Below are 23,889 nucleotides of genomic sequence, written 5' to 3' on the forward strand. Positions count from 1 at the left end.
TTTTAACATTTCAAGACAAACCTTAAAGAAGCTCAATTTATTACCTGTTTGTAACGTTTTTTAATACTTTAGGTATTCCTTAGTTGAATTAAGCGAATTAAATTAATCTATTGCTTATAATTTGACATCAATATCATCCTTGCATATACTATTCATATACCCCCATGGGGTGTTAGGGAGGAAACCATGAAACAAAAGTTTGATATTACAGGAATGACGTGTTCGGCATGTGCAAATCATGTGGAAAAAGCTGTCAATAAACTTCCTGGTACAAATAATACAAATGTCAATCTGATGCAAAATGTATTACAGATTGATTACGATAACACGCAAACTACCCCTGATGATATAAAGCAGGCTGTTGAACATGCCGGCTATGGAATTTCTGAACAGGGAAAGATAGAGGTATCTTCAAAAGATAATAAGCTTGAAAAAGCTGCACATGATATGAAGGTGCGTTTAACATTTTCCATAATTTTATTAATTCCACTCATGTATATCTCTATGGGGCATATGCTAGGTTTACCATTACCTGATTTCTTGTCAGGTTTACACAATGCCATTACATATGCAATGGTTCAATTTTTGATTACCTTAATAATTATTTATTTGAATCGTTCTTATTTTATTAATGGCTTTCGTGCTTTGATTCATCGTGCACCTAGCATGGATTCTTTAATCGCAATTGGTTCCAGTGCAGCCTTACTTTATGGTATCTATGCAATCATTCAAATGGGTCTAGGTTTAGCTTACCAAGACTGGAACTTAGTTGAGCAATATCATATGGATTTGTACTTTGAGTCTGCTGGTACCATCGTTACATTGATAACCGTAGGAAAATACTTGGAATCTAGATCAAAAGGAAAGACCAATGATGCAATTAAGAAATTAATGGATCTTTCCCCTAAGGTTGCTATCGTTGAACGTAACGGAAAAGAAATGGAAGTAGCAATTGAAGAAGTTGTCAAAGACGATATTATTATTGTGAAAAGTGGAAGTACCATTCCTGTTGATGGAGTTATCATTGAAGGATCTGCAACTATCAACGAAGCGGCAATTACAGGAGAAAGTCTTCCTATCGAAAAAACTATCAATGCTAATGTTACAGGCGGTACCATCAGCGTGAGCGGTTTCTTTAAAATGCAAGCTACCCGTGTGGGAGAAGATACAACTTTATCACAAATTATAAAACTAGTGGAAGATGCAAATGCGAGTAAAGCACCAATTGCTAAGCTTGCTGATAAAGTAAGTGGTGTCTTTGTACCAATTGTAATTGCAATTGCAATCATTGCTACAATTACTTGGTTACTTCTTGGATATTCTGTTAGCTTTTCTTTATCCATTGGTATTGCTGTTCTAATTATTAGTTGTCCTTGTGCTTTGGGACTAGCTACACCAACTGCCATTATGGTAGGAACAGGAAAAGGTGCCGAATATGGTATTTTATTCAAAACTGCGGAAAGCTTAGAGTCAATGAAAAATGCGGAAGTTGTCGTCCTTGATAAAACAGGAACGGTAACAAAAGGAAAACCCATTGTTACTGATATCGTAGTAAATGATAGTATAAGTGAAAAAGAATTACTACAAATAGCCCTTAATATTGAAAATGCTTCTGAACACCCACTTGCGCAAGCAATTAGCACATATGCTAAGGAAAAGAATTTAGAAGCACAAAAATTAGATACATTTGAACAAATTCCTGGACAAGGTATCAAAGCTTCACAAAATGGAAAACAGTATTTGGCAGGAAACGAAAAAATGATGAAAGCTTTCCAAGTAAATTTAGAAAAATTTTCAGATACTGCTGCGGCAATGGCAAACATTGGTAAAACGCCACTTTATTTTTGTGAAGATAATCATATATTGGGGTTAATTGCTTTAGCTGATACTGTAAAAGAAAATAGCAAACAAGCAATTCAAGAATTACAGAATATGGGGATTGATGTTGTTCTTTTAACTGGAGACAACAAAAAGACCGCACAAGCAATTGCTAATCAAGTTGGTGTGCATACGATAATCTCTGATGTACTTCCTCAAGAAAAAGAAAAACATATACGTGAGATCAAAGCGCAAAATAAACATGTTATTATGGTAGGAGATGGAATCAATGATGCTCCTGCACTTGCTAGGGCAGACGTTGGTTTAGCAATTGGTGCTGGGACTGATATTGCAATTGACAGTGCCGATGTTGTATTGATGAAAAGTGATTTGCTTGATGTTGTAACAGCAATTCAATTATCACATGCAACTATACGTAATATAAAACAAAATTTATTCTGGGCATTTATTTACAATACGATAGGAATTCCAATTGCCGCAGGTTTATTTTATCCAGCCTTTAATCTAACACTAAACCCAATGCTTGGATCTGCAGCAATGAGTTTATCATCTTTGTTTGTCGTATCGAATGCATTGCGATTACGCTTTTTTAAACCGAATACAAACAACCGAATAAAAGTTAAAGCAACAAAAGGAGAAACAAGAGTTATGAAAAAAATTATGTATATTGATGGAATGTCATGTAAACATTGTGAAGGACGAGTTAATGAAGCCTTAAATGCAATTGATGGTGTAGATGCTAGTGTAGATCTAGATAATAACTTAGCTAATATAACGTTACACAAAGACGTTAGTGATGATACACTTAAAAATGCTGTAGAAGATGCTGGTTACACTGTCACTTCAATCAAAGCAGGATAACTTATGAAAGCTGATAGCAAGCAGGTCAAACGGTTACTAAAAACCGCTAGAGGTCAAATTGATGGTGTTTTAAAAATGATTGATGATGATAAATATTGTATTGATATTGTAAATCAAATTATGGCAAGTAGTGCCATCTTAAATAAAGCAACAAAAGAAATATTACATGCTCATATCAATGGATGCATAAAAGAAAGCTTTGAATCCAATGATGAAGCATTTCAAGAAAAGAAAATTCAAGAGCTTCTATCTGTAATTGATAAGATTGCCAAATAAAAAGAGATTGATTGTAATCAGTCTCTTTTTATTTATATTATTTGTTTGTAAACTTATCTTCTTCAGGTGCAAATTGAGCTTGTGGGAAACCACACACTGGACAAATACCAGGAGCATCTGTTCCTTCATGATGATAACCACAAATTGCACATACCCATGTAGTAGGAGCATCTTTTTTAAATACTTTTCCTTCTTCTACATTTTTAAGCAATGCAAGATACCTTTCCTCATGTCCTTTTTCAATTTTTGCTACTTGTTCCATTTGGAAAGCAATTTTTGTAAAGCCTTCTTCCTTTGCTGTTTCAGCCATGTGTTTATACATGTCTGTCCATTCATAGTTTTCACCTTCAGCAGCTTGTTTTAAATTATCCGCTGTTGTATGGATATCTCCACCTTGTAAAGCTTTAAACCATAGCTTAGCATGTTCTTGTTCATTTCTTGCTGTTTCTAAGAAAATATCAGCAATTTGTTCCATACCTTCTTCTTTTGCTTTTTGAGCAAAATAAGTGTATTTGTTTCTTGCCATTGATTCCCCAGCAAATGCATCCAATAAATTTTTTTCTGTTTTTGATCCTTTTAAGTCCATGTTCTTTCCTCCGTTATTTGCAATTTCTGCAGACTCCTTTAAAGATGATATCATGACCATCAATCTTTCCAATAACTTCATTGTCAGATATCGTTTTGTCCAATTCTAATTTGTAAGGTTCATCTAAATCATACAACGTTTTACATTTTTCGCAATAAAAATGATAATGCGGATTACATGTTTTATCATATACATACCGTTCTTGTGGTAATGCAATTTTCTTTACTTTCTGTAAATCTTCAAGAATCCCTAAATTGCGATAAACCGTTGCTAGTGATATCTTCTTCTCTTCCTTATTTATATTTTCATAAATCTCTTCTGCACTGACATGTGCATTAATGCCTTGCATATATTCAAGAATAAGTTCACGTTGTTTAGAATTTTTATACGTCATAGTCACCCCCAAATTAAGAACTATTCTTATTATAACATATAATTTCTAGGAATCAATACAAATTAAGAACAATTCTTAATTTGTATTATCATAAAAAAATATGAATCAAATAAAAAACCTCTCAAGATTCTTACTCAGAGGTTTAAAGCTATAACTCATTCATTATTAAATTTATTTAAATATTATAAAAATATCTTTACTGATGATGTCGCCACCTTTAAATGGTCCCAAAATTCTAGAATCTCTTGATATTCGTCGATTATCACCACACAAAAAATATTCATTATCTCCTAATACAATAGGTCCATAATCAGAAGTAAAATTAATAGCTCCTGCATTTGTTTGTTCTTTTACATAATCATCATCAAGAAAGTATTCTTCAACTGGATTTCCATTAACATAAAGGATATCATCCCGATATTGTATCGTTTCTCCTGGTAAACCAACTACTCGTTTAGCAAGATTCTTTTTTTCACTTTCATCATAGACAGTTACAATATCAAAACGTTTTAGTTCACCAAAATGACGATTCACAATTCCCGTCACACCTATCTCTCCATCTTCCAATGTTGGATACATGCTATCGCCATTGACATAAATAGGACGAATAACACAAGTAAGTACCAACAAAGTAACAATTGTAATTGGAAAAACAAGTTGAAGTATCCTTAAAATTTCAAGTTTTCGGTTGCTCTTTTTAATATCTTTTTTTATTTCTAAAATTCTATTTGATTGTTTCATATAAACATCACCAACCTTACCTATTTTTATAACTTCTTTTTCTTTTATATAGTATCATAAATACAATACTTCCTAAAAGCAATATAAGAATATTAATTTTTATACTGTCACCAGTATTTATCTTATTTGTATTTCCATTTATAGGATCATTCACATCAAGTTGTAAACGAAATATAATCTCATCGTCTTCTTTTGCTGTATACAATCCTGCATTATCTTCATTTAACGCTTTTATGTCCAAAACATTTCCATCAATAATTTTTTCACTACCACTTGATGCACTTTGAAAGTACCAAGTAACATTATGATGTTCACTTACATCTGTTGACTCCATTCCTTGCACTTTGCTCCACATATCTTGTTCATAAACATATGTAGGACTTTCCATAAAACGAAGATCAACAAAAAGCGAATCTCCAATATTTTGCCCATGGAAGTATACACCGTTTTGAAGTTGTTCATCTTTTACTTCGATATCATTCACAACTGCATGTAATGCATTTCCTTCATACATTATAAGTTTTGTAGAAGTATTACCTAAAACCCCTGAAGATAATAAGTTTGCATATTTCTCTGATGATCCATCAGGAACAACAATTTTCTTCAAATTGCTACAATCCAAAAAGGCATTTTTCCCAATATAATTAATCGTACCAGGAATACTTATCTCTTCTAGTTCTTTACTCCCAAGAAAAGCTTCACTTTCAATCGATGTCACTGTTCTCTTTTTATACACCTTCGGAATATCCACCTTTGAATCAAAACTCAAATAGCCGATGATTTGATAATCTTCATCAGCCAATTGTTGATATTTAAAGTTATGGTCTTTACTAATAGCTCCAGTTGGTGTAGTAATCTGTGATATGCTTACAAAGATAAGCACTAGAAATATAAAAACTAAGATTGTCTCCCTTAAAAATACCCTTTTTATTCCTCTCATACACTATTCAGATACAGAATCTGTTGTTGAATTCCCTTCACCTATTTTCATAGTTCCAGAGATTTTTGCACCTTTTTCAATGTCAATATAAACAGCAGAAATATCTCCTAAAATCATAGCTTGACTTGAGAAAGAAATATCCGCTTTTGCAGTAACATTTCCTTCAATAGATCCATTGATTTCCATCGCTCTTGCTTGTACATTTCCTTTCACAAAAGTATCCTCACCAATATAAACGTCATTATTAACATTTATATTACCAACAACTTTTCCACTATGTAAATTCAAAGACTGTGCTGTCACATCACCTGTAACAAGTGCATTTTCATCAAATTCAACACTTTTTCCACAAGTAAGATTTCCTCGAATTTCACCTCTTACAATAAGTGGTGTTTCAACACTCACATTCCCATCAATTACTAAGCCATTTCCAAATACAGAATATTCTTCTGAACTTGATGTTGAATGCCCCATATTTGCATTATTATCATTAACATTTTCATTATTCAAATCATTGTTATAATCCATTTTTCTTTCCTCCCTGTCAGAAACTACTTTTTCTTTCTTTATTTCTTTGACCATTGTAGGCTTATACTTTCTATTTGCAAACGAAGTCACTGGGCTCACTTCTTTAACTACCTCTTTTTCTTTCGGTGTATCGTCAATTGTGTTTACAGGACTAGTAACTTTCTTAATATCTTGTTTTGGATATTTAGACTGAATTAATATTCCTTCAACATCATTATTTAGCGCATATATTTTTTCACTTTCATTTTCAATGATTTCATTTATATATGCTAACACCGATGTGACATCCCTCAAGTCATAATCATCTAGTGCTTGTTCATTAAGAGATAAAATTATCGAATTGCACCCCATTAACATTTCCGATAATGAATTAAATCTACTTTCAATATGTTTTTGTTTTAACAACTCTGAAATTTCTCGATCATGTTTCGATATTTCTTTCAGTTGCTCCCACTCTTTTGAAAATAATTTATCGGATAATTCTTCGTAAGCAACTTTAGAAAGTTCTAACTCCTTTATATATTTCGTCTTTAATATTTTGCGAATCAAAAATGTTACTACAAATACTGCAACAAGCAAAATAAGAAGCGTTGCTATAAATGGAACAGAAAAAATATTTACAGCTGCTACAAAATTAACCATATATTCTCCTTTCTTTACTTACTATCATAATTTAGTCGCTTAAAAGCCTTTTAAGGTTCACTATTTCCAGTATAAAGTGTATTTTTACCATCATTTACCCGAAAAAGCTATGTTCTTTCATGCGAGTGCCCCATAATTATATTAGTCTCTATATACATTATAATATAATTTAAATTATTCGCCCAATCATATTATCATTTATATTATAGGTTTTAATATAAAAATATGCAAATACTATTCGTATTTGCATATCGTAATTTTTCCAAAATATAATATATGTTCAATAAATCATGTTTCATTTATAAATTTTTAAAAATCAATTTCGGCTGTGTAATAGTAATTAATTACTACTGGATCTGTTGATTTTTCCAATACAAAATCTCCACGATCTGCTCCTTGATAAGAGCTTTCTGTCAAGTCTCCAAATTTATATTTATAGTCTTCAATAACGATTGTTGTTCCTACTTCTAAAGTAACGACTTCTTCTTTATAAACTCGATATTCCTCACCAAGACCTTCTGTATCTACCCAGTGGCGAATGATAATATCTTCTGTGTAATAAGTTGCGGCATTTGAGAAAACAACTTTATGGGTTCCACTTTTCTTTAATTGTGTCGCTTCTTTTCCTTTACAACATGCTTCATTTGTACGGTATCCAACAATGTTTCCATCCTTGAAGTTTGCACTATATGGATCCCCAATCAAACCTTGACCATTATAGTAAATTCCTGCAGGTTCAGAATACCATTGATAGTTACCCATATAACACATATTTCTATTTACTGTTGGATACATAGCTGTAACATCAACAGCAACATCATCTGTAACAACCAATCCAGAATTTAAATATATTTCTTGAACCATTGCTCCACAGTATGCTCTTAACATTTGTTTATCTGCTTGTAATGCTGAAACTCCACTATAGATATTACGTGAAATTCCAGTAATTGAACTACCTGCACCTTCAGCTTGGATATGAGCAATTTGTGTTCTTGCTCCACAACTTCCACCTTCACCACTAACAGTTGCACCTTTCCACGCATAGATATCTCTGTATGCCCAAATTCCTGTGCTATCAGCTCCTGATGCATAACCATATATTGATGCTGAATAATATGGTTTGATATCGTTATAACACCAAATACCATAATTTATTCCATACCCAGAAATTGATCCACCTTCCATTTGAATTTCGTTATATACACGAATTCCAGCTGTAGTTCCTGTTGCACTAACCGTTCCAACACCATTTTTAGTATATTTAAATGCTTTTAAATGACCACCAACATTAATACCAAATTCATCTGCTGTATTAGCATTCAAAGCTCCACTACCTCTAAACTCTAAGTCTTTTTTTGTATAAATAGAGTTCACATTTACTGGTACTGTATTATTTAAATATATTTTTTGATCTCTTGAACTATAAATTACTGCATTTTCATTCAATAAATAAGTTCCTTTTTTAGTTGAAAGAATGTTACTACCATCCTTTTGTGTTGTTATTGTTGCATCATATCCTTTCAAGTCAATATTTCCACTTAAAACTGCATAGCTTGATGCATCCGCTTTAAATGAAAACGTTAAGACTGAAAAAACCGAAAAAATACTTAACATCACCATAAAACTTTTAAACATTTTGCGCTTCATCATAATTTCTTCATTTCCCTCGCTTTCATATGTATTTTTGGATTTATTTACATATATCAAAAGTATGTCGCGCAAGTCCTAAAAAAGGTTTTCTTTTTTCTAAAAAAAGTTGTTTTTTTCATAATTGTTGAACACCTAGTACATATATTAATTTATCATGTTTTCTTTTTTCTTCTTATCGATAAAAAGCAGGTATAAAATATATCATTTATACCTGCATTCATTTATAGCTATTTATTCAATTTTTCCACAACTATATTCTTCTGCCTCTAATTCTTTTACTAGCTTTTTGATGTTTTTATATTCTTTTATTCCTAATTCTTTAACATCACCTTCACTTGCTTTACTTGGATCAATTTCTATTTTCACTGATAATTTCTTTTTCTTCTTATCAACTGAAATATCAAATTCTAACCCTTTTTGCTTTTTGTTTGGATTTATATAGTCATTCTTATAAAGTTCTTCTAACTCTTCAATTTCATAATCTTCGAACAAGTAATCTGCTAATGCAGCCTCTCTTGTCACGATAATTTTTTCTACTTTTTTATCACCATCGTATGTAGCTGTTACTTCGTCTACAATTTCTGATGATCCATAATCCAATTTACAAGTTACTTCTTTCGCTTTGCTTTCGCCTCCGCATCCTGCTAATACTAGTATTAGACTAAATATCATTACTACTTTTTTCATCTATAAGCCTCCTTCGCTTCATCTGATGTTATTTTCCTTCCCATAATTTATCATCATTAGGAAGCAAAGGAATATCTAAGATATTCCTTTCACTCTTATTACTATTCTTCCTCTTCTTTTTTTCTTTTCACTAAGTAAATCACACTCATAAACGATATGATTCCCATTGCGAATAAACTATTTAAATTCGTATCATCACCTGTTGTTACAGCTGTACTTGGTTTTGATACAGTTGGAGGTGTTACAGATGGTTTTCTTCCTGGTGTTACAGTCACCTTAATCACTGTTGCATATTCTACACCTTCATGTTCAACACTCAACTTCACATCGTATACTCCACCAAGAATTGTACTTCCCTTAACTACTCTTAAGTGTTCTTGGTGTACAGCTATCGATTCTTTTGTTGGTGCCAATGCCCTAGTTTTTGAATTTATGATTACATCTGCTTCTGACAATTCTAATACTTTTGCTTCATTCATGTTTGATGCTTCAGCATGTGAAATTGTGAAATCTTTCGCTGTAATATCTAGAGCTGTTTTCGTTACATTTACATTCACTGTAACTTTTGTTGTTGGTTCTTTCACTACATGGAATGTTACTTGATATACACCAGCTTCTCCTATTACATTATGACTCTCTACTTCAACTTTTGCGCTTGAAAGATCTTTCTTCAACCATGCCTCTGCTTCTGTTAAAGCAATCAATTGATCATTTGTAATTGTTTCTGCTGTGTGTGAGTTTATTGTAATATGGTTTGCCCCAATATAATATTTATCACCTTTCACAATCACATCTTTTGCTTTTACCTTAATTTTAATAGTTGCTTTTGTATCTTTTTCTTCATCCACATAGAATGTTGCTGTGTAATCACCTTCAGCCGCCTTAAAGTCTGTTGTTTCCAACTTCACTGTTCCTGCACTCATATCTTTACGTTTGAATGCTTCCGCTTTTGATAACTCAATTAATTTTGTATTGTCACTAATTGCTTCTGCTTCTGCTAGTGTCATCACTAAATTGTTGGCAACAATTGTATATTCATCTCCGTGTTCGATAACATTTCCATCTTTTACTTTGATTTTGATTGTTGCTTTTGTATCTTTTTCTTCATCCACATAGAATGTTGCTGTGTAGTCACCTTCAGCGGCCTTGAAGTTTGTTGTTTCAAGTTTTACAGTTCCAGCACTCATATCTTTACGTTTGAATGCTTCTGCTTTTGATAATTTAATTAACTCATTGTTATTTTTAATTGCTTCAGCTTCTTCCAATGTCATTACTAAATTGTTAGCTCCGATTGTGTATTCATCTCCGTGCTCAATTACATCTTTATCGATTACTTTGATTTTAATCGTTGCTTTTGTTGCTTTTTCTTCATCTACATAGAACGTTGCTGTATAGTCACCCTTAGCCGCCTTGAAGTTTGTTGTTTCCAACTTCACTGTTCCAGCACTCATATCTTTGCGCTTGAATGCTTCTGCTTTTGATAACTCAATTAATTTCGTATTGTCACTAATCGCTTTCGCTTCATCTAGTGTCATTACTAAGTTGTTTGCTCCGATTGTGTATTCATCTCCGTGCTCGATTACATCTTTATCGATTACTTTGATTTTAATCGTTGCTTTTGTTGCTTTTTCTTCATCTACATAGAATGTTGCTGTGTAGTCACCTTTCGCTGCTGTAAAGTTTGTTGTTTCAAGTTTTACTGTTCCAGCACTCATATCATCACGATTAATTGCTACAGCTTTTGATAACTCAATTAATTTCGTATTGTCAGTGATTGCTTTTGCTTCATCTAATGTCATTACTAAGTTGTTTGCTCCGATTGTATACTTATCTCCATGTTCGATTACATCTTTATCGATTACTTTGATTTTAATCGTTGCTTTTGTATCTTTTTCTTCATCTACATAGAATGTCGCTGTATAGTTACCTTTCGCTGCTGTAAAGTTTGTTGTTTCCAGCTTCACTGTTCCCACACTCATATCTTTACGTTTGAATGCTTCTGCTTTTGATAACTCAATCAGTTTTGTATTGTCACTAATTGCTTTCGCTTCATCTAGTGTCATTACTAAGTTGTTTGCAACTAGTGTATATTTATCTCCGTGTTCAATTACATTTCCATCTTTTACTTTGATCTTAATAGTCACTTTCGTTGCTTTTTCTTCATCTACATAGAATGTTGCTGTATAGTCACCCTTAGCTGCTGTAAAGTCTGTTGTTTCAAGTTTTACTGTTCCTGCACTCATATCTTTACGTTTGAATGCTTCTGCTTTTGATAACTCAATCAGTTTCGTATTGTCACTAATTGCTTTCGCTTCATCTAGTGTCATTACTAAGTTGTTTGCTCCAATTGTATACTTATCTCCGTGTTCGATTACATCTTTATCGATTACTTTGATTTTTACTGTTACTTTCGTTGCTTTTTCTTCATCTACATAGAATGTTGCTGTGTAATCACCCTTAGCTGCTGTAAAGTTTGTTGTTTCAAGTTTTACTGTTCCTTTGCTTAGGTCTTCTAACTTCCATGCTTCTGCTTTCGCTTTTTTAACTAACTCACTGTTGTCTGTCATCGCTTTCGCTTCATCGACTGTCATTACAATGTTGCTAGCTACTAGTGTATACTTGTCGCCTTCTTTGATTACATCGCCATCTACTACTTTCGCGATTGCTTTCACTTCATCTTTTGGATCCGTTGCTGCTTTCACTTTGATAACTACTTCGTAATCTTTGACTTCTGCTTTATATCCACCATTGTCTTTCACCATCAAGTCTGCACTTGGTACTGGCAATCCTGTTGCGATTGACCATGCTTTTGCTTCTGTCTTTTCTAAGATTTCAGCGTCTGTTCCGGTTACATCATCTTTCAAGATTACATAGTTATGTAAGTCATATGCATAATCTTTTCCTACATACAATCCTACTGCTACTACTCTTGATTTCTTAACTGTATTGTAGTCACTGTCAGTTACACTGTATTCTACTACATACATTCCTTTTTTCGATGTATCTACAGTTCCTGTTGATATTACTTTACTTGTAATATCTTTATCTTCTTCATCGTATGCACTAACTCCATGTTTGTAGTCATATGCATCCCCAATATTTAAACTCATGAATTCTGGATTCACTGTTAATACTGGCGCATTTCCGTTCACTACTTTTACAGCTACACGAACTTCTGTTGCTGGTTCTTCTGCTACATAGAATGTAACATAGTATGTTCCTACGGTTCCTTCAACATTGTGTGTTTTCACTTTTACTGTTCCTGCACTCATGTCTTTACGTTTGAACGCTTCTGCTTTTGTAAGATCAATCAATTGATCATTAGTAATACTTTCGGCAACACTTCTTGTGATTTCAATGTTGTTAGCTCCGATTGTATACTTATCTCCATGTTCGATTACATCTTTATCGATTACTTTGATTTTAATCGTTGCTTTTGTATCTTTTTCTTCATCTACATAGAATGTCGCTGTGTAGTCACCTTTTGCTGCTGTAAAGTTTGTTGTTTCAAGTTTTACTGTTCCTGCACTCATATCATCACGATTAATTGCTACAGCTTTTGATAACTCAATCAGTTTTGTGTTGTCAGTGATTGCTTTCGCTTCATCGACTGTCATTACTAAGTTGTTAGCTCCGATTGTATACTTATCTCCGTGTTCGATTACATCTTTATCGATTACTTTGATTTTAATCGCTGCTTTCGTTGCTTTTTCTTCATCTACATAGAATGTTGCTGTGTAGTCTCCATTAGCTGCCTTGAAGTTTGTTGTTTCAAGTTTTACTGTTCCCACACTCATATCTTTACGTTTGAATGCTTCTGCTTTCGATAACTCAATCAGTTTTGTATTGTCACTAACCGCTTTCGCTTCATCTAGTGTCATTACTAAGTTGTTGGCAACGATTGTATATTCATCTCCATGTTCAATGACATTTCCATCTTTTACTTTGATCTTAATTGTTACTTTCGTCGCTTTTTCTTCATCCACATAGAATGTTGCTGTGTAGTCACCTTCTGCTGCCTTGAAGTTTGTTGTTTCAAGCTTTACTGTTCCTGCACTCATATCTTTACGTTTGAATGCTTCTGCTTTCGATAACTCAATCAGTTTTGTATTGTCACTAACCGCTTTCGCTTCATCTAGTGTCATTACTAAGTTGTTTGCTCCGATTGTATACTTATCTCCATGTTCGATTACATCTTTATCGATTACTTTGATTTTTACTGTTACTTTCGTTGCTTTTTCTTCATCCACATAGAATGTTGCTGTATAGTCTCCCTTAGCTGCTGTAAAGTTTGTTGTTTCAAGTTTTACTGTTCCTTTGCTTAGGTCTTCTAACTTCCATGCTTCCGCTTTCGATAACTCAATCAGTTTTGTATTGTCACTAACCGCTTTCGCTTCATCGACTGTCATTACAATGTTGCTAGCTACTAGTGTATACTTGTCTCCTTCTTTGATTACATCGCCATCTACTACTTTTGCGATTGCTTTCACTTCATCTTTTGGATCCGTTGCCGCTTTCACTTTGATAACTACTTCATAATCTTTGACTTCTGCCTTGTATCCACCATTGTCTTTCACCATCAAGTCTGCACTTGGTACTGGCAATCCTGTTGCGATTGACCATGCTTTTGCTTCTGTCTTTTCTAAGATTTCTGCATCTGTTCCTGTTACATCATCTTTCAAGATTACATAGTTGTGTAAATCATATGCATAATCTTTTCCTACATACAATCCTACTGCTACTACTCTTGATTTTTTAACTGTATTGTAGTCACTGTCAGTTACACTGTATTCTACTACATACATTCCTTTTTTCGATGTATCAACAGTTCCTGTTGATATTACTTTACTTGTAATATCTTTATCTTCTTCATCATATGCACTAACTCCATGTTTGTAGTCATATGTATCTCCAATATTTAAACTCATGAATTCTGGATTCACTGTTAATACTGGTGCATTTCCGTTCACTACTTTTACAGATACACGAACTTCTGTTGCTGGTTCTTCTGCTACATAGAATGTAACATAGTATGTTCCTACGGTTCCTTCAACATTGTGTGTTTTCACTTTTACTGTTCCTACACTCATGTCTTTACGTTTGAACGCTTCTGCTTTTGTAAGATCAATCAATTGATCATTAGTAATACTTTCAGCTACACTTCTTGTAATTTCAATGTTGTTTGCTCCGATTGTATACTTATCTCCGTGCTCGATTACATCTTTATCGATTACTTTAATTTTAATCGTTGCTTTCGTTGCTTTTTCTTCATCTACATAGAATGTCGCTGTGTAGTCACCCTTAGCTGCTGTAAAGTTTGTTGTTTCAAGCTTTACTGTTCCTGCACTCATGTCTTTACGTTTGAATGCTTCTGCTTTTGATAACTCAATCAGTTTTGTGTTGTCACTAATTGCTTTCGCTTCATCTAGTGTCATTACTAAGTTGTTTGCTCCGATTGTATACTTATCTCCGTGTTCGATTACATCTTTATCGATTACTTTGATTTTAATCGTTGCTTTTGTTGCTTTTTCTTCATCTACATAGAATGTTGCTGTATAGTCACCCTTAGCTGCGGCAAAGTTTGTTGTTTCAAGTTTTACTGTTCCTTTGCTTAGGTCTTCTAACTTCCATGCTTCTGCTTTCGCTTTGCCTACTAACTCACTGTTGTCTGTCATCGCTTTCGCTTCATCGACTGTCATTACAATGTTGCTAGCTACTAGTGTATACTTGTCACCTTCTTTGATTACATCGCCATCTACTACTTTCGCAATTGCTTTCACTTCATCTTTTGGATCTGTTGCTGCTTTTGCTTTGATAACTACTTCGTAATCTTTGACTTCTGCTTTATATCCACCATTGTCTTTTACCATGATTTCCGATTGTGCAAGTTTTAAACCTGTTTTCGTTGACCATGCTTCTACTTCTGTCTTTTCTAAGATTTCTGCGTCTGTTCCTGTTACATCATCTTTCAAGATTACATAGTTGTGTAAATCATATGCATAATCTTTTCCTACATACAATCCTACTGCTACTACTCTTGATTTTTTAACTATATTGTAGTCACTGTCAGTTACACTGTATTCTACTACATACATTCCTTTTTTCGATGTATCTACAGTTCCTGTTGATATTACTTTACTTGTAATATCTTTATCTTCTTCATCGTATGCACTAACTCCATATTTGTAGTCATATGCATCTCCAATATTTAAACTCATGAATTCTGGATTCACTGTTAATACTGGTGCATTTCCATTAATTACAGTTACTTTAACTTTTACAGTTGTTGATGGATTTTCTTTCACTTGGAAAATAGCATAGTATGAAGTTGAAGTGGTATCAGTTCCGATATTTGCTTCTTTTACTTCTACTGCTACTGTACTAAAGTCTTTTACTTTCCATCCTTCTGCATTACCCCAATCAATTAAATTATTATTTGTATAATTTTCTGCTTGGCTTCTTGTAATTGTAATGTTATTTGCTCCAATTGCATAATGTTCTTCTGATGTTAATTCATCTTTTTTCATTACTTTAATTGTAATTGTTGCTTTTGTTGCTTTTTCTTCATCCACATAGAATGTTGCTGTATAAGTACCTTCAGCTGCCTTGAAATCTGTTGTTTCAAGTTTTACTGTTCCAGCACTCATATCATCACGATTAATTGCTACAGCTTTTGATAACTCAATCAGCTTCGTATTGTCAGTGATTGCTTTCGCTTGCTCAACATTCATTACTAAGTTATTAGCTCCGATTGTATATTTGCTTCCTGTTTCAATCACATGCTTATCGATTACTTTGATTTTAATCGTTGCTTTCGTTGCTTTTTCTTCATCTACATAGAATGTCGCTGTGTAGTCACCCTTAGCTGCTGTAAAGTTTGTTGTTTCAAGCTTTACTGTTCCTGCACTCATGTCTTTACGTTTGAATGCTTCTGCTTTTGATAACTCAATCAGTTTTGTATTGTCACTAATTGCTTTCGCTTCATCTAGTGTCATTACTAAGTTGTTTGCAACTAGTGTATATTTATCTCCGTGTTCAATGACATTTCCATCTTTTACTTTGATCTTAATCGTTACTTTCGTCGCTTTTTCTTCATCCACATAGAATGTTGCTGTGTAGTCACCTTCTGCTGCCTTGAAGTTTGTTGTTTCAAGTTTTACTGTTCCAGCACTCATATCTTTACGTTTGAATGCTTCTGCTTTTGATAACTCAATCAGTTTCGTATTGTCACTAATTGCTTTCGCTTCATCTAGTGTCATTACTAAGTTGTTTGCTCCAATTGTATACTTATCTCCGTGTTCGATTACATCTTTATCAATTACTTTGATTTTTACTGTTACTTTCGTTGCTTTTTCTTCATCTACATAGAATGTTGCTGTATAGTCTCCCTTAGCTGCTGTAAAGTTTGTTGTTTCAAGTTTTACTGTTCCTTTGCTTAGGTCTTCTAACTTCCATGCTTCTGCTTTCGCTTTTTTAACTAACTCACTGTTGTCTGTCATCGCTTTCGCTTCATCGACTGTCATTACAATGTTGCTAGCTACTAGTGTATACTTGTCGCCTTCTTTGATTACATCGCCATCTACTACTTTCGCGATTGCTTTCACTTCATCTTTTGGATCCGTTGCCGCTTTCACTTTGATAACTACTTCATAATCTTTGACTTCTGCTTTATATCCACCATTGTCTTTCACCATCAAGTCTGCACTTGGTATTGGCAGTCCTGTTGCGATTGACCATGCTTTTGCTTCTGTCTTTTCTAAGATTTCAGCATCTGTTCCGGTTACATCATCTTTCAAGATTACATAGTTATGTAAGTCATATGCATAATCTTTTCCTACATACAATCCTACTGCTACTACTCTTGATTTCTTAACTGTATTGTAGTCACTGTCAGTTACACTGTATTCTACTACATACATTCCTTTTTTCGATGTATCTACAGTTCCTGTTGATATTACTTTACTTGTAATATCCTTATCTTCTTCATCGTATGCACTAACTCCATGTTTGTAGTCATATACATCCCCAATATTTAAACTCATGAATTCTGGATTCACTGTTAATACTGGCGCATTTCCGTTCACTACTTTTACAGCTACACGAACTTCTGTTGCTGGTTCTTCTGCTACATAGAATGTAACATAGTATGTTCCTACGGTTCCTTCAACATTGTGTGTTTTCACTTTTACAGTTCCTGCACTCATGTCTTTACGTTTGAACGCTTCTGCTTTTGTAAGATCAATCAATTGATCATTAGTAATACTTTCGGCAACACTTCTTGTGATTTCAATGTTGTTTGCTCCGATTGTATACTTATCTCCATGTTCGATTACATCTTTATCGATTACTTTGATTTTTACTGTTACTTTCGTTGCTTTTTCTTCATCCACATAGAATGTCGCTGTGTAGTCACCTTTCGCTGCTGTAAAGTTTGTTGTTTCAAGTTTTACTGTTCCTGCACTCATATCTTTACGTTTGAATGCTTCTGCTTTCGATAACTCAATCAGTTTCGTATTGTCACTAATTGCTTTCGCTTCATCTAGTGTCATTACTAAGTTATTTGCTCCGATTGTGTATTCATCTCCGTGTTCGATTACATCTTTATCGATTACTTTGATTTTAATCGTTGCCTTTGTTGCTTTTTCTTCATCTACATAGAATGTCGCTGTGTAGTCACCTTTCGCTGCTGTAAAGTTTGTTGCTTCAAGTTTTACTGTTCCTGCACTCATGTCTTTACGTTTGAATGCTTCTGCTTTTGATAACTCAATTAATTTCGTATTGTCACTAACCGCTTTCGCTTCATCTAGTGTCATTACTAAGTTGTTAGCTCCGATTGTATACTTATCTCCGTGTTCGATTACATCTTTATCGATTACTTTGATTTTTACTGTTACTTTCGTTGCTTTTTCTTCATCCACATAGAATGTTGCTGTGTAGTCTCCCTTAGCTGCTGTAAAGTTTGTTGTTTCAAGTTTTACTGTTCCTTTGCTTAGGTCTTCTAACTTCCATGCTTCTGCTTTCGCTTTTTTAACTAACTCATTGTTGTCTGTCATCGCTTTCGCTTCATCGACTGTCATTACAATGTTGCTAGCTACTAGTGTATACTTGTCGCCTTCTTTGATTACATCGCCATCTACTACTTTCGCAATTGCTTTCACTTCATCTTTTGGATCTGTTGCTGCTTTTGCTTTGATAACTACTTCGTAATCTTTGACTTCTGCTTTATATCCACCATTGTCTTTTACCATGATTTCCGATTGTGCAAGTTTTAAACCTGTTTTCGTTGACCATGCTTCTACTTCTGTCTTTTCTAAGATTTCAGCATCTGTTCCGGTTACATCATCTTTCAAGATTACATAGTTATGTAAGTCATATGCATAATCTTTTCCTACATACAATCCTACTGCTACTACTCTTGATTTCTTAACTGTATTGTAGTCACTGTCAGTTACACTGTATTCTACTACATACATTCCTTTTTTCGATGTATCTACAGTTCCTGTTGATATTACTTTACTTGTAATATCTTTATCTTCTTCATCGTATGCACTAACTCCATGTTTGTAGTCATATGCATCCCCAATATTTAAACTCATGAATTCTGGATTCACTGTTAATACTGGTGCATTTCCATTAATTACAGTTACTTTAACTTTTACAGTTGTTGATGGATGTTCTTTCACTTGGTAAACAACATAATAATCTGTTGAAGTAGTATCAGTTCCAATATTCGCTTCTTTCACTTCTACTGCTACTGTACTAAAGTCTTTTACTTTCCATCCTTCTGCATTACCCCAATTAATTAAATTATCATTTGTATAATTTTCTGCTTGGCTTCTTGTAATTGTAATGTTATTTGCTCCAATTGCATAATGATCTTCTGATGTTAATTCATCTTTCTTCATTACTTTAATTGTAATTGTTGCTTTTGTATCTTTTTCTTCATCTACATAGAATGTTGCTGTATAAGTACCTTCTGCTGCTTTGAAATCTGTTGTTTCAAGTTTTACTGTTCCTGCACTCATATCATCACGATTAATTGCTACAGCTTTTGATAACTCAATCAGTTTTGTGTTGTCAGTGATTGCTTTCGCTTGCTCAACATTCATCACTAAGTTATTAGCTCCGATTGTATATTTGCTACCTGTTTCAATCACATGCTTGTCGATTACTTTGATTTTAATCGTTGCTTTTGTTGCTTTTTCTTCATCTACATAGAATATCGCTGTATAGTCACCCTTAGCTGCTGTAAAGTTTGTTGTTTCAAGTTTTACTGTTCCTGCACTCATGTCTTTACGTTTGAATGCTTCTGCTTTTGATAACTCAATCAGTTTTGTATTGTCACTAATTGCTTTCGCTTCATCTAGTGTCATTACTAAGTTGTTTGCAACTAGTGTATATTTATCTCCGTGTTCAATGACATTTCCATCTTTTACTTTGATCTTAATAGTTACTTTCGTTGCTTTTTCTTCATCTACATAGAATGTTGCTGTGTAGTCACCTTCAGCTGCCTTGAAGTTTGTTGTTTCAAGTTTTACTGTTCCAGCACTCATATCTTTACGTTTGAATGCTTCTGCTTTTGATAACTCAATCAGTTTTGTATTGTCACTAATCGCTTTCGCTTCATCTAGTGTCATTACTAAGTTGTTTGCTCCGATTGTATACTTATCTCCGTGTTCGATTACATCTTTATCGATTACTTTGATTTTTACTGTTACTTTCGTTGCTTTTTCTTCATCCACATAGAATGTCGCTGTATAGTCTCCCTTAGCTGCTGTAAAGTTTGTTGTTTCAAGTTTTACTGTTCCTTTGCTTAGGTCTTCTAACTTCCATGCTTCTGCTTTCGCTTTTTTAACTAACTCACTGTTGTCTGTCATCGCTTTCGCTTCATCGACTGTCATTACAATGTTGCTAGCTACTAGTGTATACTTGTCGCCTTCTTTGATTACATCGCCATCTACTACTTTCGCGATTGCTTTCACTTCATCTTTTGGATCCGTTGCTGCTTTCACTTTGATAACTACTTCGTAATCTTTGACTTCTGCTTTATATCCACCATTGTCTTTCACCATCAAGTCTGCACTTGGTATTGGCAGTCCTGTTGCGATTGACCATGCTTTTGCTTCTGTCTTTTCTAAGATTTCAGCATCTGTTCCGGTTACATCATCTTTCAAGATTACATAGTTATGTAAGTCATATGCATAATCTTTTCCTACATACAATCCTACTGCTACTACTCTTGATTTCTTAACTGTATTGTAGTCACTGTCAGTTACACTGTATTCTACTACATACATTCCTTTTTTCGATGTATCTACAGTTCCTGTTGATATTACTTTACTTGTAATATCTTTATCTTCTTCATCATATGCACTAACTCCATGTTTGTAGTCATATGCATCCCCAATATTTAAACTCATGAATTCTGGATTCACTGTTAATACTGGTGCTTTTCCATTAATTACGTTTACATCTACCGTTGCTTTTACACTTGGATCTGCATCTACCTTGAAAGTCGCTTTATATAATGATGCAACTCCCTTTACAGTATGTGTATCTAAGGATACTGCTACTTCACTACGATCAGATCTCTTCCATCCTTTCGCACCTGTCAACGATTTTAATTCTGTCGCTGCATATGTTGCATTATCTTCGATTTTCTTTGCTTCACCTAAGCGAATCTCAATATGGTTTGCTCCTATGATATATTCATCATTTACTTCTACTACATCATATGGTAATACTTCAAAGGTTACTTCTTTTGTGATAGTTTCTTCTTTTCCTACACTAAAGACTACCTTATATTCTCCAGCTTCTGCTTTATATCCACCTTTTGATTTAACTTTTACAGGTGTTTCTGTACCTAAAGATGTATCGATTGCTTTCGCTTTCGCTAAATTAATAAAGTCTTGATCATCTACTACTAATTTAGCATTATCTAACCCGATGATTACATCATTTGCACTAATCGTATATAACACTTTTTGAACAATCACTTTCGTTGCTGCTTTAAAAGTAGCATCGTGATAATCTTTTGTTGCTACTGGATTTTTATTTCCATTTGCATCTGTTAGGAAAATTTGAACTACATCATTTTCTTTTAATGTTGTTCCTGCAGGGAATGTATAATTCCAAGTATTATCATCATTAATTGTTCCTTCATTCCCCATTTCAACGCCGTTTAAAGTAACTGTTAATTTTACTGGCTTATCATTATTATGAATAGCATCCAATTCCCATGTTCCTTCTAGCTTATTTCCATTTGTATATAATGTGTTTGTTACTGTTACTGGTAATGGAGGTGTTACATCACTTACCGTAACCTTGCCCACTAAAATATCTTCTGCATTCGCAACATGACGCTTTGAAGAAGTTGGATCTTCATCTCCACGCCAAGCTTCCAACACTTCATATGTTGAACCTGGTGTTAAAAATTCATTTAATGGAACTGTATACATCCCACCACGAGGTTCTTCACCATATACTGCTAATCCTGGATTATCATTATCTTTACCAATCGTTTTGGCATAATATGTATTTTGTGTTCCATCTGCTTTTACTTCTAAAATTTTCACATACACTTCATCTGTCCATGCATCCCTACCATTAAGATCTAAACCTTCTGGTACTCTTGCATGACCAAAAATACTCTTATCCGCATTTTCTGGGTTTCTCAACTCATCAATTATTGGTGTTGCATTATTTCCACTAATACGTGTATATCCTGCCATTCCTGTACTACCAAATGATGCTGCACCACTATTGAAGTCAGGATCTGATGAATTTGCTATTGTAGTAAAGTTTTGACCCGTTAAACTATAGTCAATTAAAACCCAACTTTTCCATGGGTTACCATCTACATTAGCTCCTTTTTTCCACACAGCTACATCTGAATTAATAGATTCTAGCTTTGAAGTTGATCCATTTGTTGTTCTAAATACACTTCCTCCACCAGAACGGTTGTTTACAAAGTCATAATACAAAATATTTTCGGCATGAAAATCTAGATTTCTACCATTAATTACTGCTGCATCAGCTCCTGCTGTATTACCTTCAACAATAAAGATTGCTCCATTTGTTGCATTAATGGTTGCATCAGAAGCATCCATATCCAAAGCACATCCATTTTCTGCAATAATTGATATTGCACTATTTTTACCATCTACTGAAAACGATGCAGATGATGCTGATTGATATTGAATAGCTTGGTTTCTTGCATCTGAGTTTCCATCCCTTGGTGTTCCATCACCTGCATTTTGAACTAATACCTGACTACCACCAGATACCTTAAATGCATTTCCATCTCCAAAGAAACGAATCGCTGGTGCGCGACTTCCTTCTTCTTTAACTATCTTTACATTCGCTTGATTTGTTACATTAAAAGTTTGGTTACCAACATATCTAAATCGAATTGTTGCACCATAGGTATTATGACCATCTTTTGAGTATAAATTCAAATTTGATCCAGCACCATCTACGTTAAATTCTCCGCCTCCAGTAACCTGTTGAATAAGAGCTGGCATTGCTCCTTTACTGTTAACCGTTAAGCTTGAGCCTGAATTTACATAAATCCCTGATGCTTCATTTCCGGCAATCGTTGAACCACAAATAACAACAACTCCACCATCATCTCCACTTGAAGATCCTGTTGATTCAATATTTACATGAGAATTATCTTCCACTTTAAATTGAACTCTATTTTGAGTAGTTGAACTTGAATTATTATTAGCAAAAATTGCTTGTTCAGTACCTGTATTTATATTTAATGTTGAACCTCCTAATACCTCTAAACCTGTTACTGCTTTTGTACTTGCTACAGGATTTAGACGAATAAGTCCTGCACCAGTATTAGTACTCAAGTTTACAGTAGCTCCATCTTTAATATATATATAACGTGTATAAATCATTTCATTATAAGTACTTGTTGGCATTAGCCAATTCACTGTACCTGTAAAGTTAATAACACTGTTTCTTGCCGTTACTAACCTACTGTCACTACTTGATCCATTACTAACATTATGGAAATTAATATTCCAGTTAGCATCATCGGTTTCTGCAGCAACAACATAATTTGCTCCACTTCTTTGAATCACAATATTTGATAACGTAAATTGTGATGGCGTTGACGCCGTTGCTAACACGAAACTATTTCTTGTAACGGTTGTAAAATCTAGAGTGAACCCATTACCATCTATTATCAAATTACGATTGACTTCAGGCAAATCATTTGCTGATGCCGTACTACCATCTCTGGTAATATGTTTCGTAAATTTAATATGAGAAACATTGCTATCGCTCATAGCAGCTTTTAAAGTAGTCCAATCGCTTACTTCAACTGTTGCTGCTCTTGGTTTCGCGTCAAAAGTAGAAACATCCTGTGGAGGCGTTTCTTCTTGTTCTGTTTCTTCACTTGTATCTTCTTCTTGAGGCTCTTCTTCAACCTCTGAAGGCTCTTCTACCTCTTCTTCTGGACTGACATCTTCTGTTATGACATCATCTGCATCAGCAGTTAATAACACATCGCCGACTAAAGATGATACACCTAAAGACGTAAATGTCAGTAAAAAACAAAGCATAACTGTGAACAGTGTTTTCTGTTTTTTCCAGAAATTCTTCTTTTTACTCATTTAATACCCTCCTCCTATTGGCTTTTATTCAAGCAAATATCACACATATGAAAAATCAATTTTCATAATGAGTATCGGTAAGACGCATAAGTCAAAATTCAGGTTCATTATTTTTTAA

10 protein-coding genes are annotated in these 23,889 nt (G+C 34.0%); 2 read left to right on the forward strand and 8 right to left on the reverse strand.

The window, feature by feature from the left end:
• Positions 1 to 186 precede the first annotated feature (186 nt).
• Both M2475_RS07565 and M2475_RS07570 read left to right on the forward strand, forming a co-directional pair.
• Positions 187 to 2,700: a heavy metal translocating P-type ATPase gene (locus M2475_RS07565; RefSeq protein ID WP_277490600.1), complete on the forward strand. Its 2,514-nt coding sequence runs from the start codon at positions 187 to 189 to the stop codon at positions 2,698 to 2,700.
• 3 nt (positions 2,701 to 2,703) lie between these two features.
• Positions 2,704 to 2,976: a metal-sensing transcriptional repressor gene (locus tag M2475_RS07570; RefSeq protein WP_277490601.1), complete on the forward strand. Its 273-nt coding sequence runs from the start codon at positions 2,704 to 2,706 to the stop codon at positions 2,974 to 2,976.
• Between the two features lie 37 nt (positions 2,977 to 3,013).
• Here M2475_RS07570 and rbr read toward each other — a convergent pair whose 3' ends face one another.
• The 8 genes from rbr to M2475_RS11420 form a co-directional block, all read right to left on the reverse strand.
• Positions 3,014 to 3,562 carry a rubrerythrin gene (gene rbr / locus M2475_RS07575; RefSeq protein WP_277490602.1) on the reverse strand — a complete coding sequence of 183 codons (549 nt, stop codon included), beginning with the start codon at positions 3,560 to 3,562 and terminating at the stop codon, positions 3,014 to 3,016.
• A gap of 13 nt (positions 3,563 to 3,575) precedes the next feature.
• Positions 3,576 to 3,956: a transcriptional repressor gene (locus M2475_RS07580; protein ID WP_277490605.1), complete on the reverse strand. Its 381-nt coding sequence runs from the start codon at positions 3,954 to 3,956 to the stop codon at positions 3,576 to 3,578.
• 171 nt (positions 3,957 to 4,127) lie between these two features.
• Entirely contained in the window at positions 4,128 to 4,697 is a 570-nt protein-coding gene (gene lepB, locus M2475_RS07585) for a signal peptidase I (protein ID WP_277490606.1), read from the reverse strand.
• 16 nt (positions 4,698 to 4,713) lie between these two features.
• Positions 4,714 to 5,637 carry a leucine-rich repeat protein gene (locus M2475_RS07590; protein ID WP_277490607.1) on the reverse strand — a complete coding sequence of 308 codons (924 nt, stop codon included), beginning with the start codon at positions 5,635 to 5,637 and terminating at the stop codon, positions 4,714 to 4,716.
• A gap of 3 nt (positions 5,638 to 5,640) precedes the next feature.
• Positions 5,641 to 6,807 carry a polymer-forming cytoskeletal protein gene (locus M2475_RS07595; protein WP_277490609.1) on the reverse strand — a complete coding sequence of 389 codons (1,167 nt, stop codon included), beginning with the start codon at positions 6,805 to 6,807 and terminating at the stop codon, positions 5,641 to 5,643.
• A 309-nt stretch (positions 6,808 to 7,116) separates the two neighbouring features.
• Entirely contained in the window at positions 7,117 to 8,454 is a 1,338-nt protein-coding gene (locus M2475_RS07600; RefSeq protein WP_277490611.1) for a hypothetical protein, read from the reverse strand.
• Positions 8,455 to 8,688: 234 nt separating this feature from the next.
• A complete protein-coding gene (locus tag M2475_RS07605; protein ID WP_277490612.1) occupies positions 8,689 to 9,144 on the reverse strand; it encodes a hypothetical protein in 456 nt (151 codons plus the stop codon).
• Between the two features lie 101 nt (positions 9,145 to 9,245).
• The gene (locus M2475_RS11420; RefSeq protein ID WP_346780383.1) at positions 9,246 to 23,771 is read right to left on the reverse strand and encodes an immunoglobulin-like domain-containing protein; all 14,526 of its coding nucleotides are present in this window, start codon (positions 23,769 to 23,771) and stop codon (positions 9,246 to 9,248) included.
• Positions 23,772 to 23,889: the final 118 nt, after the last annotated feature.

The organism is Breznakia sp. PF5-3 (assembly GCF_029504745.1).
Taxonomy (GTDB): domain Bacteria; phylum Bacillota_I; class Bacilli_A; order Erysipelotrichales; family Erysipelotrichaceae; genus Breznakia.

What these genes read in the sequence shown, in the direction of transcription:
- M2475_RS07565 (WP_277490600.1), top strand. Translation starts at nt 187, where the DNA reads ATGAAACAAAAGTTTGATATTACAGGAATGACGTGTTCGGCATGTGCA.
- M2475_RS07570 (WP_277490601.1), top strand. Translation starts at nt 2,704, where the DNA reads ATGAAAGCTGATAGCAAGCAGGTCAAACGGTTACTAAAAACCGCTAGA.
- rbr (WP_277490602.1), bottom strand. Translation starts at nt 3,562, where the DNA reads ATGGACTTAAAAGGATCAAAAACAGAAAAAAATTTATTGGATGCATTT.
- M2475_RS07580 (WP_277490605.1), bottom strand. Translation starts at nt 3,956, where the DNA reads ATGACGTATAAAAATTCTAAACAACGTGAACTTATTCTTGAATATATG.
- lepB (WP_277490606.1), bottom strand. Translation starts at nt 4,697, where the DNA reads ATGAAACAATCAAATAGAATTTTAGAAATAAAAAAAGATATTAAAAAG.
- M2475_RS07590 (WP_277490607.1), bottom strand. Translation starts at nt 5,637, where the DNA reads ATGAGAGGAATAAAAAGGGTATTTTTAAGGGAGACAATCTTAGTTTTT.
- M2475_RS07595 (WP_277490609.1), bottom strand. Translation starts at nt 6,807, where the DNA reads ATGGTTAATTTTGTAGCAGCTGTAAATATTTTTTCTGTTCCATTTATA.
- M2475_RS07600 (WP_277490611.1), bottom strand. Translation starts at nt 8,454, where the DNA reads ATGAAGCGCAAAATGTTTAAAAGTTTTATGGTGATGTTAAGTATTTTT.
- M2475_RS07605 (WP_277490612.1), bottom strand. Translation starts at nt 9,144, where the DNA reads ATGAAAAAAGTAGTAATGATATTTAGTCTAATACTAGTATTAGCAGGA.
- M2475_RS11420 (WP_346780383.1), bottom strand. Translation starts at nt 23,771, where the DNA reads ATGAGTAAAAAGAAGAATTTCTGGAAAAAACAGAAAACACTGTTCACA.